Source organism: Erwinia sp. S38 (assembly GCF_016624545.1).
In the GTDB taxonomy this organism is placed as follows: Bacteria; Pseudomonadota; Gammaproteobacteria; order Enterobacterales; family Enterobacteriaceae; genus Erwinia; species Erwinia coffeiphila.
Genome location: NZ_JACVTS010000009.1, coordinates 21,342 through 37,656, shown reverse-complemented (window position 1 = coordinate 37,656; position 16,315 = coordinate 21,342). Strand labels below are relative to the sequence as shown.

At 53.5% G+C, this 16,315-nt stretch carries 16 protein-coding genes; all 16 read right to left on the bottom strand.

Annotation, left to right across the window (positions count from 1 at the left end; translation table 11 throughout):
* Positions 1-5: 5 nt before the first annotated feature.
* The 16 genes from pstA to rsmG all read right to left on the bottom strand — a co-directional run bounded on the left by pstA (position 6) and on the right by rsmG (position 16,286).
* The gene (pstA, locus tag IBT46_RS11940) at positions 6-893 is read right to left on the bottom strand and encodes a phosphate ABC transporter permease PstA (RefSeq protein ID WP_200545842.1); all 888 of its coding nucleotides are present in this window, start codon (positions 891-893) and stop codon (positions 6-8) included.
* Positions 890-1,852 carry a phosphate ABC transporter permease PstC gene (pstC, locus tag IBT46_RS11935; protein WP_105595297.1) on the bottom strand — a complete coding sequence of 321 codons (963 nt, stop codon included), beginning with the start codon at positions 1,850-1,852 and terminating at the stop codon, positions 890-892. Before pstC ends, pstA begins: the two co-directional genes overlap by 4 nt.
* A gap of 74 nt (positions 1,853-1,926) precedes the next feature.
* Positions 1,927-2,967 carry a phosphate ABC transporter substrate-binding protein PstS gene (pstS, locus tag IBT46_RS11930; protein ID WP_200545841.1) on the bottom strand — a complete coding sequence of 347 codons (1,041 nt, stop codon included), beginning with the start codon at positions 2,965-2,967 and terminating at the stop codon, positions 1,927-1,929.
* 219 nt (positions 2,968-3,186) lie between these two features.
* Positions 3,187-4,161: a peptidase gene (locus IBT46_RS11925; RefSeq protein ID WP_200545840.1), complete on the bottom strand. Its 975-nt coding sequence runs from the start codon at positions 4,159-4,161 to the stop codon at positions 3,187-3,189.
* A 127-nt stretch (positions 4,162-4,288) separates the two neighbouring features.
* Entirely contained in the window at positions 4,289-6,118 is a 1,830-nt protein-coding gene (glmS, locus tag IBT46_RS11920) for a glutamine--fructose-6-phosphate transaminase (isomerizing) (RefSeq protein WP_200545839.1), read from the bottom strand.
* Positions 6,119-6,282: 164 nt separating this feature from the next.
* Positions 6,283-7,653, bottom strand: coding sequence for a bifunctional UDP-N-acetylglucosamine diphosphorylase/glucosamine-1-phosphate N-acetyltransferase GlmU (gene glmU / locus IBT46_RS11915; protein WP_200545838.1), 1,371 nt, complete (start codon positions 7,651-7,653; stop codon positions 6,283-6,285).
* Between the two features lie 167 nt (positions 7,654-7,820).
* The gene (locus tag IBT46_RS11910; protein ID WP_105595290.1) at positions 7,821-8,240 is read right to left on the bottom strand and encodes a F0F1 ATP synthase subunit epsilon; all 420 of its coding nucleotides are present in this window, start codon (positions 8,238-8,240) and stop codon (positions 7,821-7,823) included.
* Between the two features lie 74 nt (positions 8,241-8,314).
* Positions 8,315-9,697: a F0F1 ATP synthase subunit beta gene (gene atpD, locus IBT46_RS11905; RefSeq protein ID WP_105595289.1), complete on the bottom strand. Its 1,383-nt coding sequence runs from the start codon at positions 9,695-9,697 to the stop codon at positions 8,315-8,317.
* A gap of 63 nt (positions 9,698-9,760) precedes the next feature.
* On the bottom strand, positions 9,761-10,630 hold the full coding sequence (gene atpG, locus IBT46_RS11900) for a F0F1 ATP synthase subunit gamma (RefSeq protein ID WP_200545837.1): 870 nt from the start codon (positions 10,628-10,630) through the stop codon (positions 9,761-9,763).
* 54 nt (positions 10,631-10,684) lie between these two features.
* A complete protein-coding gene (gene atpA / locus IBT46_RS11895; protein ID WP_062744104.1) occupies positions 10,685-12,226 on the bottom strand; it encodes a F0F1 ATP synthase subunit alpha in 1,542 nt (513 codons plus the stop codon).
* Positions 12,227-12,240: 14 nt separating this feature from the next.
* A complete protein-coding gene (atpH, locus tag IBT46_RS11890; RefSeq protein ID WP_200545836.1) occupies positions 12,241-12,774 on the bottom strand; it encodes a F0F1 ATP synthase subunit delta in 534 nt (177 codons plus the stop codon).
* A gap of 11 nt (positions 12,775-12,785) precedes the next feature.
* Positions 12,786-13,256 (bottom strand): F0F1 ATP synthase subunit B, encoded by a 471-nt coding sequence (gene atpF / locus IBT46_RS11885; RefSeq protein ID WP_105595285.1) that lies wholly within the window; start codon positions 13,254-13,256, stop codon positions 12,786-12,788.
* A 97-nt stretch (positions 13,257-13,353) separates the two neighbouring features.
* A complete protein-coding gene (gene atpE, locus IBT46_RS11880; RefSeq protein ID WP_003849523.1) occupies positions 13,354-13,593 on the bottom strand; it encodes a F0F1 ATP synthase subunit C in 240 nt (79 codons plus the stop codon).
* A 50-nt stretch (positions 13,594-13,643) separates the two neighbouring features.
* Positions 13,644-14,462: a F0F1 ATP synthase subunit A gene (gene atpB, locus IBT46_RS11875; protein WP_105595284.1), complete on the bottom strand. Its 819-nt coding sequence runs from the start codon at positions 14,460-14,462 to the stop codon at positions 13,644-13,646.
* Between the two features lie 7 nt (positions 14,463-14,469).
* Positions 14,470-14,850, bottom strand: a complete 381-nt coding sequence (gene atpI, locus IBT46_RS11870) for a F0F1 ATP synthase subunit I (RefSeq protein WP_123334656.1) — start codon at positions 14,848-14,850, stop codon at positions 14,470-14,472.
* Positions 14,851-15,665: 815 nt separating this feature from the next.
* Entirely contained in the window at positions 15,666-16,286 is a 621-nt protein-coding gene (gene rsmG, locus IBT46_RS11865; protein WP_200545835.1) for a 16S rRNA (guanine(527)-N(7))-methyltransferase RsmG, read from the bottom strand.
* Positions 16,287-16,315 lie beyond the last annotated feature (29 nt).

Sequence of the window (16,315 nt, the reverse complement as noted above, 5' to 3'; positions counted from 1 at the left end):
CTTAATTAATGTTTACTCTTGGCGAAAACTACGCGTGCCAGGATGTTAAGTAACAGTACGCACAGCGTAATAATCAACACACCCGCCCAGGCCAGGCTTTGCCATTCGGCAAACGGACTCATAGCGAACTTAAAGATGGTCACCGGCAGGTTCGCCAGCGGCTGCATCATGTCGGTACTCCAGAACTGGTTCGACAGTGATGTAAACAGCAGCGGGGCGGTTTCCCCGGCAATACGGGCAATCGCCAGTAGCACGCCGGTCAGGATGCCGGAGATTGACGCTTTAAGCGTAATCGCCGAAATCATCTTCCACTTTGGCGTACCCAGCGCGTAGGACGCTTCACGCAGGCTGTCAGGAACCAGCTTGAGCATGTTTTCCGTTGTACGGATAACGATAGGGATCTGCAACAGCGCCAGCGCAACCACACCGGCCCAGCCGGAGAAGTGCTGCATCTGCGCCACCACGATGGTGTAGACGAACAGGCCCACCACAATCGACGGTGCTGAGAGCAGGATATCGTTAATAAAGCGGATAATTTCAGCCAGCCAGGACTTACGGCCGTACTCGGCCAGATAAATCCCCGCCATAATGCCCAACGGTGTGCCGAACGCGGTTGACCAGAAAATCAACAGGCCGCTGCCCGCCAGGGCGTTAGCCAGGCCGCCACCCGCCGTGTTTGGCGGAGGGGTGTTTTCGGTAAACAGCGACAGAGACATGCCGTCGATGCCGCGTGTCACTGTGGCGAACAGGATCCACACCAGCCAGAACAGGCCAAATGCCATGGTCAGCAGCGACAGGGTAAGGGCGATACGGTTCTTGGTCCGACGCCAGGACTGCATTTTACGGCGCGACGCTTCCAGCTCAGCGCGAGCCTGCATTTCCATCGTGGTCATGAGCGCGCTCCTTCACTTTTCGCCAGACGCATAATCATCATCTTGGAACAGGCCAGTACGATGAAGGTAATCACAAACAGAATCAGCCCCAGCTCCATCAGCGCAGCGGTATGCACGCCGGACTCGGCTTCAGCAAATTCGTTAGCCAGTGCCGAGGTAATACTGTTGCCCGGCATAAACAGCGAGGCGCTGTCGAGCTGGTAGGTGTTACCGATAATAAAGGTCACCGCCATCGTTTCGCCCAGCGCACGCCCCAGACCCAGCATCACGCCGCCGATCACGCCATTTTTGGTGAACGGCAGGACGACGCGCCAGATGACTTCCCAGGTGGTACAACCGATGCCGTAGGCGGACTCTTTCATCATCACCGGCGTCTGCTCGAAGACGTCGCGCATCACCGAGGCGATATACGGAATGATCATGATCGCCAGGATGATACCCGCCGCCAGGATACCGATACCGAATGCCGGGCCGGAGAACAGCGCACCCACAATCGGGATGTTGGACAGAACATCACCGACCGGCTGCTGGAAGTATTTCGCGAACAGCGGCGCGAAAATAAACAGGCCCCACATGCCGTAAACGATACTTGGGATTGCCGCCAGGAGTTCAATTGCCACGCCAAGAGGGCGGCGCAGCCAGTTTGGAGCCAGCTCGGTCAAGAACAGTGCAATACCAAAGCTCACCGGAACAGCAATGATCAGGGCAATAACAGAGGTGACGATGGTGCCGTAAATCGGAACCAGCGCACCGAATTGTTCGTTAGGCGCATCCCACTCTTTGGTCCACAGGAAGGAGAAACCAAATTTATGGATGCTGGGCCAGGAGGAAAATATCAGGGAAACAATAATGCCACCGAGGAGGAGCAGAACAATCAGCGCGGACAGTTTTACCAGCGCACCGAAAATAATGTCACCCTGTTTGCCGGGGGCTTTGAATGTCGGCTTGGTTGCAGCCATAGTCTTCTCGATTTTGATACTGCGGATAAGTATCGGGTCAGGCGAACCTGACCCCTGGGATAGTCAGCCGAAGCTTAGTACAGAGCTTTACCGGAGCTGTCTTTCACGTTCGCTTTCCATGCTGCGCGGATCTGCGTGACCACTGACTCAGGCAGTGAAGCGTAGTCCAGGCCAGCGGTGGTTTTGCTGCCGTTTTTGTAAGCCCAGTCGAAGAACTTCAGTACGGCTGCGCCTTTCTCAGCGTTAGCCTGCTCTTTGTGCACCAGGATAAAGGTGGTAGAGGTGATTGGCCACGCGTTGTCGCCTTTCTGGAAGGTCAGATCCTGAGCGAACGATTTGCTCCAGTCTGCGCCTTTAGCAGCATCGCTAAAGCTCTTCTCGCCTGGCTCGATTGCTTTACCATCCGCATCCACCAGCTTGGTGTACGCCAGGCTGTTTTGCTTGGCGTAAGCGTATTCTACGTAACCGATTGAACCCGGCAGACGCTGTACGAATGCAGCTACGCCGTCGTTGCCTTTACCGCCCAGACCTACCGGCCAGTTAACGGTGCTGCCTTTACCGATTTTGCTGTTCCAGTCGCTGTTCACTTTAGACAGGTAGCTGGTGAACACGAAAGAGGTACCGGAACCGTCAGCGCGGCGAACCACGTTGATGTCAGAGTCCGGCAGTTTCACGCCCGGGTTCAGCTTGGTGATCGCCGCGTCGTTCCACTTTTTGATGTTGCCCAGGTAGATGTCGCCAACAGTTTTGCCGTCAAGGATCAGCTGGCCAGATTTGATACCAGGAATATTAACCGCCAGTACCACGCCGCCAATAACTGTCGGAAACTGGAACAGACCATTTTTATCAAGGTCTTCGTCTTTCATCGGCGCATCAGACGCACCGAAATCTACGGTTTTAGCAATGATCTGCTTAACGCCGCCGGAGGAACCGATCCCCTGATAGTTAACCTGAGTACCTGTTGCGGTGTTGTACTCCGCAGCCCACTTGTTATAAACCGGAGCCGGGAAAGTACCGCCAGCGCCGGTCAGGTTGGTGGCTGCCATGGCAGAAACCGCGCTCAGAGACAGGGTTACGGCGACGAATTGAGCCAGGGTTTTGTGCATCAGTGTCATGTTCCCTCCACGGGATTAAAAGTCAGGCCAGTGCTGTGTTTATCTGATTAATGTTTGCTGCTGGAGGCAAAATAGGACAGTTTGGTGACAGTAAAATGTACGAAATATGACACTTTTATGACATACACCCTGAGGCGTTACGAACGGAGTTTAAATCAGCGGCGCTGAATTAACGCGCAATACCTGATGAGATATTGCGCGAAGGGACATTCACGTTTATTACGGCTGAGAACACTCAATGCCTTCCATAGCCTGGCAGATAACATCGTCAAACTGGTGTGACTGCTGAAGTTTTTCCGGCCACTGATAGTAGGGCAGATTCGCCTGTCGCGACTGTTCCTGACTTAACTCCTGAAGTCGGGTAAGCAAAGGCTCCAGCGCCTCTCCGCCGGGCAGCGTGGTGGTGCGAAAGACCGGATTGCCGTCAAGATAGCGTACCGCCTCAAGTTCCGGCGATAGCGTGACCGTGCCGTATTTCTCCCTGGCCAGGCGCTGCCAGAAAGGCCAGGCGGAGTAGCGCAGGGCATAAAGTTCAGCGCCTTTCAGCGGCGGCCGCGCCTGTAGTTTTTTCGACATGATAATCTCGCCGTTAAACGCGGATTCGATCCAGCGCGTCATGCCCTCCAGCAGCCAGCCGACTTTAAACTGGGTGTAGCCGTACTGATAGAGGTGAAACAGTTCGTGGGCCGGGGTAGGATTGAGCGGTTGATTGAGCTTAGAGCTGATGCGGATCGTTAATGCACACGGCAGCCAGTTGCCATCTTCCCCTTTTACTCTGGTCACCTCGTCAAAGGCCATACCGTTACCGCGCGGCAAATTAAACAGATAAACGTGGATCGCTTTAGCCAGTCTGTAGCGCGGTTGTTCCAGCGGTGGGGTTAACCGCAGCATCTGCTGGTAATACTGATTGGCGGCCAGCAGCTGGATCGCCACGTTTTTGACGTAGTCCGGCGTGCCGCTGCCGGTGGTGTCCTCCAGCGGTGGCGCATTGTCGCCGCTGCGGGTGTAGAAAATAACAAAAGGCTCGGCACGCAGAGTTTCCGTCAGCGGATGCTGCTGTAAAAAGGCGCTGTCTCGACACTCCCCCGGTGCATCCATTGCAGGCTGCGGTGGACGCGCTGCCTGTACGCCGCCAGAGAGGCCTAACAGCCCGCCCAGCCCCATCAGTATCGCCATCAACTTTTTCAGTAACATGTCCTGCTCCTGCAACCCGTCCGAATAATCCCGCTGCCGAAAGATAAAAAAAATCCAGCCGGCTGAGGGTCAGCAGGCTGGATTATATTTTAGCCGGGATCTGTAAACAGAGACGGCGGAACAGAAATTATTCTACGGTGACGGATTTCGCCAGGTTACGCGGCTGATCGACATCGGTGCCCTTAATCAAGGCCACGTGATACGAGAGCAGCTGTAGCGGTACGGTGTAGAAGATCGGTGCAATCACCTCCTCAACGTGCGGCAGCGGAATAATCCGCATCCCTTCGCTGCTGGCAAACCCGGCATCCACATCGGCAAACACGTACAGCAACCCGCCGCGCGCACGAACTTCTTCAATGTTCGACTTCAGCTTTTCCAGCAGTTCGTTGTTTGGCGCCACCACGATCACCGGCATGTCGGCGTCAATCAGCGCCAGCGGGCCGTGCTTCAGCTCGCCCGCCGCATAGGCTTCCGCATGAATGTAGGAGATCTCTTTCAGCTTGAGTGCCCCTTCCATGGCGATCGGATACTGATCGCCACGGCCGAGGAACAGCGCATGCTGTTTATCAGAGAAATCTTCCGCCAGCTCGGCAATCAGCTCATCCTGCGACAGCATCTGCTCAATGCGGCTCGGCAGCGCCTGCAGGGCATGCACGATATCGTGCTCAACCTGCGGGTCGATACCTTTCAGGCGGCCCACGCGCGCCACCAGCATCAGCAGCACGGTCAGCTGGGTGGTGAACGCTTTGGTGGAGGCCACGCCAATTTCAGTACCGGCTTTGGTCATCAGCGCCAGATCCGACTCGCGAACCAGTGAAGAACCCGCCACGTTGCAGATGGCCAGCGATCCCAGGTAGCCCAGCTCTTTTGACAGACGCAGCGCCGCCAGCGTATCGGCGGTTTCACCGGACTGCGACAGGGTGATCAGCAGGCTGTTTTTACGCACCGCCGATTTGCGGTAGCGGAACTCAGAAGCGATCTCCACGTCGCACGGTACGTTAGCCAGCGATTCAAACCAGTAGCGTGACACCATACCGGAGTTATAGGAGGTGCCGCAGGCTACAATCTGGATATGCTCAACGTTGGCCAGCAGCGCATCGGCATTTGGCCCCAGCTCGGAGAGATCCACCTCGCCGTGACTGAAACGCCCGCTCAGGGTGTTTTTGATCGCGACGGGCTGTTCATAAATTTCTTTCTGCATATAGTGTCGATAAATCCCTTTATCACCGGCGTCATATTGCACGTTGGATTCAATTTCCGCACGTTTCACCGTATTGCCGTCGCGATCGATGATGATCACGTCACGGCGGGTGATTTCAGCAATATCGCCTTCTTCCAGATAAACAAAGCGGCGAGTGACCGGCAGCAGCGCCAGCTGATCGGAGGCGATGAAGTTCTCACCCACACCGCGACCAATCACCAGTGGACTACCGGAGCGTGCCGCTACCAGCGTAGACGGATCGCGGCTGTCCATAATGACCATGCCGTAGGCACCGCGCAGTTGAGGAATGGTGCGCAGCACCACCTCGCGCAGCGATCCGCCCTGTTTCTGCTCCCAGTGAACCAGATGGGCAACCACCTCCGTGTCGGTTTCGGAAGCAAACGTGTAGCCGCGCTCGATCAACAGCTCGCGCAGCGGTTCGTGATTCTCGATAATACCGTTGTGAACAATGATGATATGGTCGGAAATATGCGGATGCGCATTGGCCTCCGACGGCTCTCCGTGAGTTGCCCAGCGGGTATGAGCAATACCGGTTCCCCCCACCAGCGGCGTTTCTTCCGCCGCTTCGGCCAGGTTAACGACCTTACCTAAACGACGCAGACGGGTCACATGCCCCTGCTGGTCAACAACGGCCAGACCGGCGGAGTCATAACCGCGATACTCCAGGCGACGCAGGCCTTCAAGCAGGATTTCTGCAATATCACGCTGCGCTACAGCACCAACAATTCCACACATAGTAAATTTTCCTGACTTAATGGCATTTCGTATGCCATCAGCGTTGTCTTCTGACCTGATTTTCCGGTGTATACCGGTTCCCCGAGCCTTGTAGAGAGTGGGGATTATTTTTATGTTTACTGCTTTTTATATCGGGCAGAGGAGAACCCCAGCCCGTTGAAAACCTATTTTTTCTTTACCGGGCGCTGCCAGCTGGCGTTCAGCTGCTGCTCTTTCCGATTGTAGACCAGTCCCGCTGCGGGCACGTCTTTCATAATAGTCGTTCCGGCAGCGATAGTGGCGCCGTCAGCGACTGTAACCGGAGCGATAAGCTGGGTATCCGAGCCGACAAACACATCATCACCGATGATAGTTTTCGACTTATTTACGCCGTCATAATTGCAGGTGATTGTACCTGCTCCAATATTGACGTTTGTACCAATCTCGGCATCGCCCAGATAGCTCAGATGACCCGCCTTGGAGCCTTTGCCGAGGCGTGCTTTTTTCATCTCAACAAAGTTACCGACATGGGCACCTTCTGCCAGCTCGCTTCCCGGACGCAGGCGGGCGAATGGCCCGACGGTGCAGGCTTCGGCCAGCTGCGCGTCTTCAATGACGGTGTACGGGCTGATAATACTGTCGTCGGCGATAACGCTGTTTTTAATCACGCAGCCGCTGCCGATTTTAACCCGGTTACCCAGGGTAACGTGGCCTTCAATAATTACGTTGGTATCAATTACTACATCACGCCCGTGCTCCAGCGTACCGCGCAGATCGAAGCGTGCCGGATCAAGCAGCATCACCCCGGCCAGCAGCAGCTTTTCCGCCTGCTCGGCCTGATAAACGCGTTCCAGCGTAGCCAGCTGCAGGCGATTGTTGACGCCGTCGGTTTCCGTGGTGCGGGCAGGGTGCACCGCTTCAATATGGCGGCCTTCCTGATGCGCCAGCGCAATGATATCGGTGATGTAGTATTCACCCTGGGCGTTGTTATTGGTGAGCTTGCTCAGCCAGCGCTTGAGGTCGGCACCATTGGCGATCAGGATACCAGTGTTGATTTCATTGATCTGCAGCTGTTCCGGCGCGGCATCTTTTTGCTCGATAATGCCAACCACATTGCCACCTTCCCGGATGATACGACCGTATCCCGTCGGGTTATCCAGGATCACCGTCAGCAGGCCAATGCCGCCTTCGGGTTTAGCCGACTGCAGGCGGCGCAGGGTATCCACCGAGATCAGCGGCACGTCGCCGTACAGCATCAGAATATCTTCATCATCGGCAAAATGAGGTGCAGCCTGCTGCATCGCGTGCCCGGTTCCCAGCTGCTCGGCCTGGAGCACCCAGTTCAGCGAGGCATCATCCAGCGTGCTTTTCAGCAGATCGCCACCGTGACCGTAAACCAGATTAATCTGCTGCGCGTTTAACACCTTAGCGGCATCAATAACGTGCTGAACCATCGGTTTTCCGGCCAGCAGGTGCAGCACTTTTGGCAGGTCGGAGTACATGCGGGTTCCTTTGCCAGCGGCAAGGATCACCACGCTCATCGGGCTGGTAGACATAGACATCCTGATTCTTGTTTTGATGAGGAAAGTAAAGCGGTTTAGCGCTAAGAATACTACATTTTTCTTGGCCCGAAATTAGCTTTCAGAACGGTGGAAATCTCAAACGGCAGGCAAAAAAAATGCCAGTCAGTTTCCTGACTGGCATTCTGCAGCTTAAACCTGAGTTACATCGCTTTCTTGGTCAACTCAATGACGCGCAGCTTAGCAATGGCTTTCGCCAGTTCTGCCGACGCGATCGCGAAGTCAACATCGCCGTGAGAGCTGTTCATATGCTCTTCAGCTTTGCGTTTCGCTTCCAGCGCGCGCGCTTCATCAAGGTCGGTACCACGGATCGCGGTGTCAGCCAGCACGGTAACCGCGCCAGGCTGCACTTCCAGCACGCCGCCGGAGAGGTAAATCACCTCTTCGTCACCGTGCTGCTTAACGATGCGAACCATACCAGGCTTAATGGCAGTCAGGAGCGGGGCGTGGTTTGGGCGAATACCCAGCTCACCTTCGCTACCTGATACCTGGATGCTTTGTACCAGACCGGAGAACATTTGCAGTTCTGCGCTGACAACGTCCAGGTGAAAAGTCATAGCCATAATTAACCTCCTGAGAAACTAACCCGTCATACTTCAGGCCGCATTGCTGCAGCCTGAATGACTCAGGGTAAAAATTACAGTTTCTTCGCTTTTTCCACGGCTTCTTCGATGGAACCAACCATGTAGAAAGCCTGCTCTGGCAGATGGTCGAACTCGCCTTCCATAATGCCTTTAAAGCCACGGATGGTATCTTTCAGCGACACGTATTTACCCGGAGAACCGGTGAATACTTCTGCCACGAAGAATGGCTGGGACAGGAAACGCTGCATCTTACGAGAGCGTGCTACCACCAGTTTGTCTTCTTCTGACAGTTCGTCCATACCCAGGATGGCGATGATGTCTTTCAGTTCCTGATAACGCTGCAGCAGTGACTGAACGCCACGCGCAGTGTCATAGTGTTCCTGACCAACAACCAGTGGATCCAGCTGACGGCTGGTAGAATCCAGTGGGTCAACCGCCGGGTAGATACCCAGGGAAGCGATCTGACGGCTCAGTACCACGGTTGCGTCAAGGTGCGCAAAGGTGGTGGCTGGTGATGGGTCAGTCAAGTCATCCGCAGGAACGTAAACGGCCTGTACGGAAGTGATTGAACCGGTCTTGGTAGAGGTGATACGTTCCTGCAGAACGCCCATCTCTTCCGCCAGCGTTGGCTGATAACCTACCGCAGAAGGCATACGACCCAGCAGTGCTGATACTTCAGTACCGGCCAGGGTATAACGGTAGATGTTATCGATGAACAGCAGTACGTCACGACCTTCGTCACGGAACTTCTCAGCCATGGTCAGACCGGTCAGCGCAACGCGCAGACGGTTTCCTGGTGGCTCGTTCATCTGGCCATAAACCAGTGATACTTTGTCGATAACGTTAGAGTCGGTCATCTCGTGGTAGAAGTCGTTACCCTCACGAGTACGCTCACCCACACCGGCAAATACGGAGAAACCTGAGTGCTCAGCCGCAATGTTACGGATCAGCTCCATCATGTTTACGGTTTTACCTACACCCGCACCACCGAACAGACCCACTTTACCGCCCTTAGCGAACGGACACATCAGGTCGATAACTTTGATACCGGTTTCCAGCAGCTCCTGAGAGTTTGACTGGTCTTCGTATGAAGGTGCCGCGCGGTGAATCGCCCAGCGCTCTTCTTCGCCGATATCGCCTTTCATATCGATTGGCTCACCCAGCACGTTCATGATACGGCCAAGTGTTGCAGTACCTACCGGTACTTCGATCGGGTGCTCAAGGTCAACGGTTTCCAGACCGCGCTTCAGGCCGTCTGAAGAACCCATAGCGATGGTACGAACCACGCCACCACCCAGCTGCTGCTGAACTTCCAGCACCAGACGAGCATCACCATTTTTAACCTCAAGGGCGCTGTACACTTGTGGTACTGCGTCCTGAGGGAATTCGACGTCAACTACGGCGCCGATTACCTGGACAATCTTTCCAGTAGCCATCTTGAATCCTCTACCTAATTCGTTTATACCCCACCGGTTCGAAACGCAGCAGGGTATACCTGGTTAAACCGCGGAGGCCCCCGAGACGATCTCGGTAAGTTCCTGGGTGATGCTGGCCTGACGAGCCTTGTTGTATACCAACTGCAGCTCTTTGATCAGGTTTCCGCCGTTGTCGGTTGCGGCTTTCATCGCCACCATTCGCGCGGCCTGCTCGCTGGCCAGGTTTTCTACAACACCCTGGTAAACCTGAGATTCGACATAGCGACGCAGTAACGTGTCCAGCAGCGCTTTCGGATCGGGCTCATACAGATAGTCCCAGGTGCTCTTCTTCACAACGCCTTCCGAATCATCGGCTGCAGGTAACGGCAGCAGCTGTTCGATCTGTGGAGACTGAGACATGGTGTTGATAAATTTGTTGCTGACAATAAACAGCTTGTCCAGACGGCCTTCATCGTATGCTTGCAGCATCACTTTGACCGGGCCAATCAGGTCGGAGAGGGCAGGTTTGTCGCCCATTCCGGTTACCTGAGCAACCACGTTGCCACCGACAGAACTGAAGAATGACAGGCCTTTGGAACCGATAATGGCGAGATCGCTCTCAACGCCTTTATCCGCCCAGCCTTTCATATCCGCCAGCAATCTTTTGAACAGGTTAATGTTCAAACCACCACAAAGCCCGCGGTCGGTAGATACGACCAGATAGCCAACGCGTTTAACGGCGCGCTCTTCCAGGTAAGGGTGCTTGTATTCCAGATTACCTAACGCAATGTGACCAATCACTTTGCGCATGGTTTCTGCATAAGGACGGCTGGCCGCCATGCGTTCTTGCGATTTACGCATTTTGGAGGCGGCGACCATTTCCATCGCTTTGGTGATCTTCTGCGTGTTTTGCACGCTGCCGATCTTACTACGTATCTCTTTTGCGCCGGCCATAAGCTTCTCCTCAAAGCCTTGCGGCCTGCCCCCTAAGGGACAAGCCGCCAGACATTACCAGGACTGGGTTGCTTTAAACGTCTCGAGGAGGCCTTTCAGCTTCTCTTCGATTTCGCCGTTATAGTTACCAGACTGGTTGATATCAGCCATCAGCTCAGCGTGATCGCGATCCGCGAAGGCCAGCAGTGCCGCTTCGAAGCTACCGATTTTCGCCAGTTCGACGTCATTCAGGAAGCCGCGCTCGGCAGCAAACAGCACCAGACCCTGCTGCGCTACGGACATCGGCGCATACTGTTTCTGTTTCAGCAGCTCGGTCACTTTCTGACCGTGGCTCAGCTGTTTGCGGGTTGCTTCGTCCAGATCGGATGCGAACTGAGAGAACGCAGCCAGTTCACGATACTGTGCCAGAGCGGTACGGATACCACCGGACAGTTTCTTGATGATCTTGGTTTGCGCTGCACCACCAACACGGGATACAGAGATACCCGGGTTAACCGCTGGACGAATACCAGAGTTAAACAGGTTGGTTTCCAGGAAGATCTGACCATCGGTAATCGAGATTACGTTGGTCGGAACGAACGCAGAAACGTCACCCGCCTGGGTTTCGATGATTGGCAGCGCGGTCAGAGAACCGGTTTTACCTTTCACTTCACCGTTGGTGAAACGCTCAACGTAGTCGGCGCTCACGCGGGAAGCACGCTCCAGCAGACGGGAGTGGAGGTAGAACACGTCGCCTGGGAATGCTTCACGGCCCGGTGGACGGCGCAGCAGCAGGGAAACCTGACGGTAAGCAACGGCCTGTTTAGACAGGTCATCGTATACGATCAGCGCGTCTTCACCGCGGTCACGGAAGTATTCGCCCATCGCACAACCGGCGTAGGGTGCCAGGTATTGCAGAGCAGCAGACTCAGATGCGGTTGCAACAACAACGATGGTGTTAGCCAGCGCGTTGTGTTCTTCCAGCTTACGCACCACGTTAGCGATGGTAGAAGCTTTCTGACCGATAGCAACGTAAACGCATTTGATGCCGGAATCGCGCTGGTTGATGATCGCATCGATCGCCATTGCGGTTTTACCGGTCTGACGGTCACCGATGATCAGCTCACGCTGGCCACGGCCGATTGGAATCATCGCATCGACAGATTTGTAACCGGTCTGTACAGGCTGGTCAACGGACTGACGATCGATAACGCCAGGTGCAATCACTTCGATCGGCGAGAAGCCGTCGTTGTCGATAGCGCCTTTACCGTCGATTGGTGCACCCAGGGTGTTCACCACGCGGCCCAGCAGGCCACGGCCTACCGGAACTTCCAGGATACGGCCAGTACACTTAACCTTCATGCCTTCGGCGAGGTCAGCGTATGGGCCCATCACTACTGCACCAACGGAGTCGCGCTCCAGGTTCAGTGCGATAGCGTAACGGCTACCCGGCAGGGCAATCATCTCACCCTGCATCACATCGGCCAGGCCGTTGACGCGGATGATACCGTCACTTACAGAAACAATAGTACCTTCGTTGTGAGCTTCGCTCACTACATTGAACTGAGCAATGCGCTGCTTGATCAGTTCGCTGATTTCGGTGGAATTCAGTTGCATATGCTCCAGTCCCCTTAAGACTGCAAGACGTCGGTAAGGCGCTCAAGACGGCCGCGTACGCTGCCATCAATGACCATATCACCCGCACGGATGATTACGCCTGCCATTACAGACTTATCAATTTTGCAATTCAGCTTAACTTTGCGTGACAGACGTTTTTCCATCGCTGCGCTGATTTTGGTCAGCTGCGCGTCACTCAATGTAGAAGAAGAGATAACTTCAACCTCGGCGGTCGCATCATGTGCGGCACGCAGTTGGATGAACTGATCCAATACATCGGCAAGTGCTGGCAAACGTTTGTTTTCAGCCATAACCTTAATCAGGTTCTGGCCGGCTTCGTCGAGTTGGTCACCACAGATTGCGATGAACGCGCCAGACAACGCTTCCGGCGCCAGAGCGCCGGAAAGAAGTTCTGATACCTGTTCATTGCCAGCCACTTCGGCGGCAAACGCCAGCATCTGCTGCCAGCGATCGACACTTTGATGCTCAACCGCAAAGTCAAAAGCGGCTTTAGCGTAGGGGCGAGCTACGGTAGTAAATTCAGACATCAGCCCCTCCCTTACAGTTCAGCGACCAGTTTATCTACGATGTCGCTGTTAGCAGCTTCATCCACGGAACGTTCAATGATTTTCTCGGCGCCGGCAACAGCCAGCATCGCGACCTGCTTACGCAACTCTTCACGTGCACGTTTACGCTCGGCGTCGATTTCAGCCTGCGCCTGGGTGACGATCTTGTTACGTTCCTGTTCAGCCTCGGCTTTCGCTTCGTCCAGGATCTGCGCACGGCGTTTGTTCGCCTGCTCAATGATTACCTGAGCGTCTTCTTTCGCTTTTTTCAGCTGGTCGGTCGCATTAGCCTGCGCGAGATCCAAATCTTTTTTGGCACGTTCAGCGGAAGCAAGGCCTTCAGATACTTCTTTCTGGCGCTTTTCGATAGCGGCCATCAGCGGCGGCCATACGTACTTCATGCAGAACAGGACAAACAGGATGAACGCGATGGCCTGGCCGAGGATTGTTGCATTAATGTTCACAGCACAATGCCTCTTATTAAGTTAACTTTTTCTGCCGCCTTTACAGCGGCAGAAGCCGTTTATCGCTGACCTGCGCCGGCGATAAACAATCGGTTATTTACGCGACAGCAAACATCACGTACAGACCCAGACCAACGGCGATCATTGGGATTGCATCCACCAGACCCATTACAACAAAGAACTGCGTACGCAGCAGAGGAATCAGATCCGGTTGGCGTGCGGCGCCTTCCAGGAATTTGCCTCCGAGGATGCCGATACCGATCGCAGCACCGATTGCCGCCAGGCCCATCATCACAGCGGCAGCCATGTACAGCAGATCCATATTCAGGTTTTCCATGACAGTCTCCAGTTTGTTTCAGTTAAAACGCAGTAGTGTTGAGAAAAAAATCAGTGTTCTTCAGATGCCATCGACAGATAGACAATCGTTAAGACCATGAAAATGAAAGCTTGCAGCGAAATGATCAGGATGTGGAAAATGGCCCAAGGCACATTCAGAACCCACTGTGACCACCACGGCAGCAGGCCGGCAATCAGGATAAAAATCAATTCACCCGCGTACATGTTTCCGAACAGTCGCAGACCCAGAGAAACAGGCTTGGACAGCAGGCTCACACCTTCCAGAATCAGGTTGACCGGAATAAAGACGGGGTGGTTGAAGGGTTGCAGAGTCAGCTCTTTACTAAAGCCGCCAATGCCTTTCATCTTGATGCTGTAGAACAGAATCAAAATAAATACGCCAAGCGCCATCGACAGCGTAACGTTCACGTCTGCGGAAGGCACCACACGCAATGCTGGCAGCCCAAAGACATGTTCACCAATGTATGGCAACAGATCGATTGGCAGCAGATCCATGAAGTTCATCAGGAATACCCAGACGAAAATCGTCAGGGCCAGCGGAGCGATAAGTTTGCTTTTGCCGTGGTACATATCGCGAACGTTGTCGTCAACAAAGCCAACAACTAACTCGATAGCGGCCTGTAACTTGCCCGGTACACCGCTGGTGGCTGACTTCGCGACTTGGCGAAACAGCACCAGGAATACCAGTCCCAGCACCACAGAGAAAAACATGGAGTCGATATTTAATAACCAGAACGTCGCCGGAGCGTCGTGCGGATTCACTAGCTCGAAGGTACGCAGGTCCAACTGAAGGTGCGTCAGGTGGTGACCTATGTATTCTTGCGGCGTAGAGATTTCTCCTGCAGCCATGATGCCCTTACCCTTTGTTGTTGATTACAGCCGGTGCGACGATTTGCACAATCAGCACCGATAACCAGGCCAGTCCCAGCGGCGTAAACACCGCCTTAAACACACCCAGCGCCACGATTAGCATGAGAATAGTAACGACCACTTTCAGCGCCTCGCCGAAGACGAACGTCCAGGCAAGCCGACCTGTTACTTCATGTCCCGCCTGGTGGCGCCAGGCAAAAATCATAAACAGCATGTTTGGCAGCCAGGCTGCCAGTCCACCTAACAGAGCGGACACGCCCCAGGTCAAATCTTTAAGGGCAAACAGCGCACCGATTAAGACGAATGTCACCAGCTGTAACATCAGCACGGTTCGGGCAAATTTTACTCTGTAAAGGGACACTGACATGACGCTGAAATTCTCCTGCCCCGCTCGGGCTATGTCGCGTGTCGTATAAAACTGCCTTTACTCATTTGAGTCAAGCAGCAAAAAACGTGCAAATTATACGGGGCGCACCTGTGATTTCAATGGATAAGTAGAGAAAAGGTGAACAATTATTTAAAATTCTTTCCAGCGGCCTATTTTCCAAAACAAATGACTTCCACCTGATTCGTCCATTTTTCTGAAATACAGGAGCTATTTTGCTCACAAAGCGTGCGGAAGATCACAAATTAGTAATATCATTTAGGATATAGAAACAAGATTGATGCTAATAATTATTACACCAACCCAAACAAAACATTAAACATCAATAATTTACAATAGATCTATTAGTAAAACAGTCTGTTATCTTGATTAAAACCGCTTATTGACATCGCCAGCAAATATTTAACAACTTCAAAGCCATTACTTACGAGAATTTATTAAGAAGATATATTTTCTCACGTGACTATTCTCTATCTAAAATGCCATGGATAAGGTGATCGTTGTGATAATAAATTGTGAACAGGGCGTTAAATGTAAACGAAGTTGTCAGTGCGTTTCCGCGCTCTGATTTAACGCTATAGCAACAGCTCCGTCCAGGCTGATTGGTCCGAAAAAAATAAAAAAAGATGACCGGCTAAAACTCAGCGACGAGCGTATCCCCTCAAATGCACAAAAAAATCATACAAAACCAGTGGTTATTAACTGATAGTACCCTGAATATGCGTCTCTCAAAAGGGTAAAAATGGCGAAAAAAAAACCGCCAGCATCAAAAGTGGCGGTTTTTTTCACTTAAAAAGTCAGCCCTTTGGCGAAATGACCACCAGATGGCGCTCGCCTTCCAGTTCAGGAACGGCAAGGGAAGCGATTTTTTCGACAACGAATCCCACCGGTAGCGCAGCGATTTCATCCTCGGGTAGCAGGCCTTTCAGCGCATAGAAACGCCCCTCAGAGCCAGGCAGATGATGACACCAGCTGACCATATCGTTCAACGATGCGAATGCGCGACTAATCACGCCATCAAACGGGGGTTCAGCAGGAAAATCTTCAACCCGGCTCTGAACCGGAGTAATATTCTCCAGTTTCAGTTCATGCTGCACCTGACGCAAAAAACGCACGCGTTTACCCAGGCTGTCCAACAGGGTGAAATGAGCCTGAGGACGCACAATAGCCAGCGGAACGCCGGGAAGCCCGGGGCCGGTACCCACATCGATAAAACGTTCACCTTTCAGATGCGGTTCTACCACGATACTGTCGAGGATATGGCGGACCAGCATCTGTTCAGGATCGCGGACGGAGGTCAGGTTATAGGCCTTATTCCATTTGTGCAGCATGTCCACGTAGCCAATCAGCTGTTGTTTTTGCAGATCGGTCAGTGAAATGTTGGCGCTCTTAAGCAGGGCGGAAAGTTTGTTGATCACAGGCGATGGTCCAGAAAATTAAGATTTAC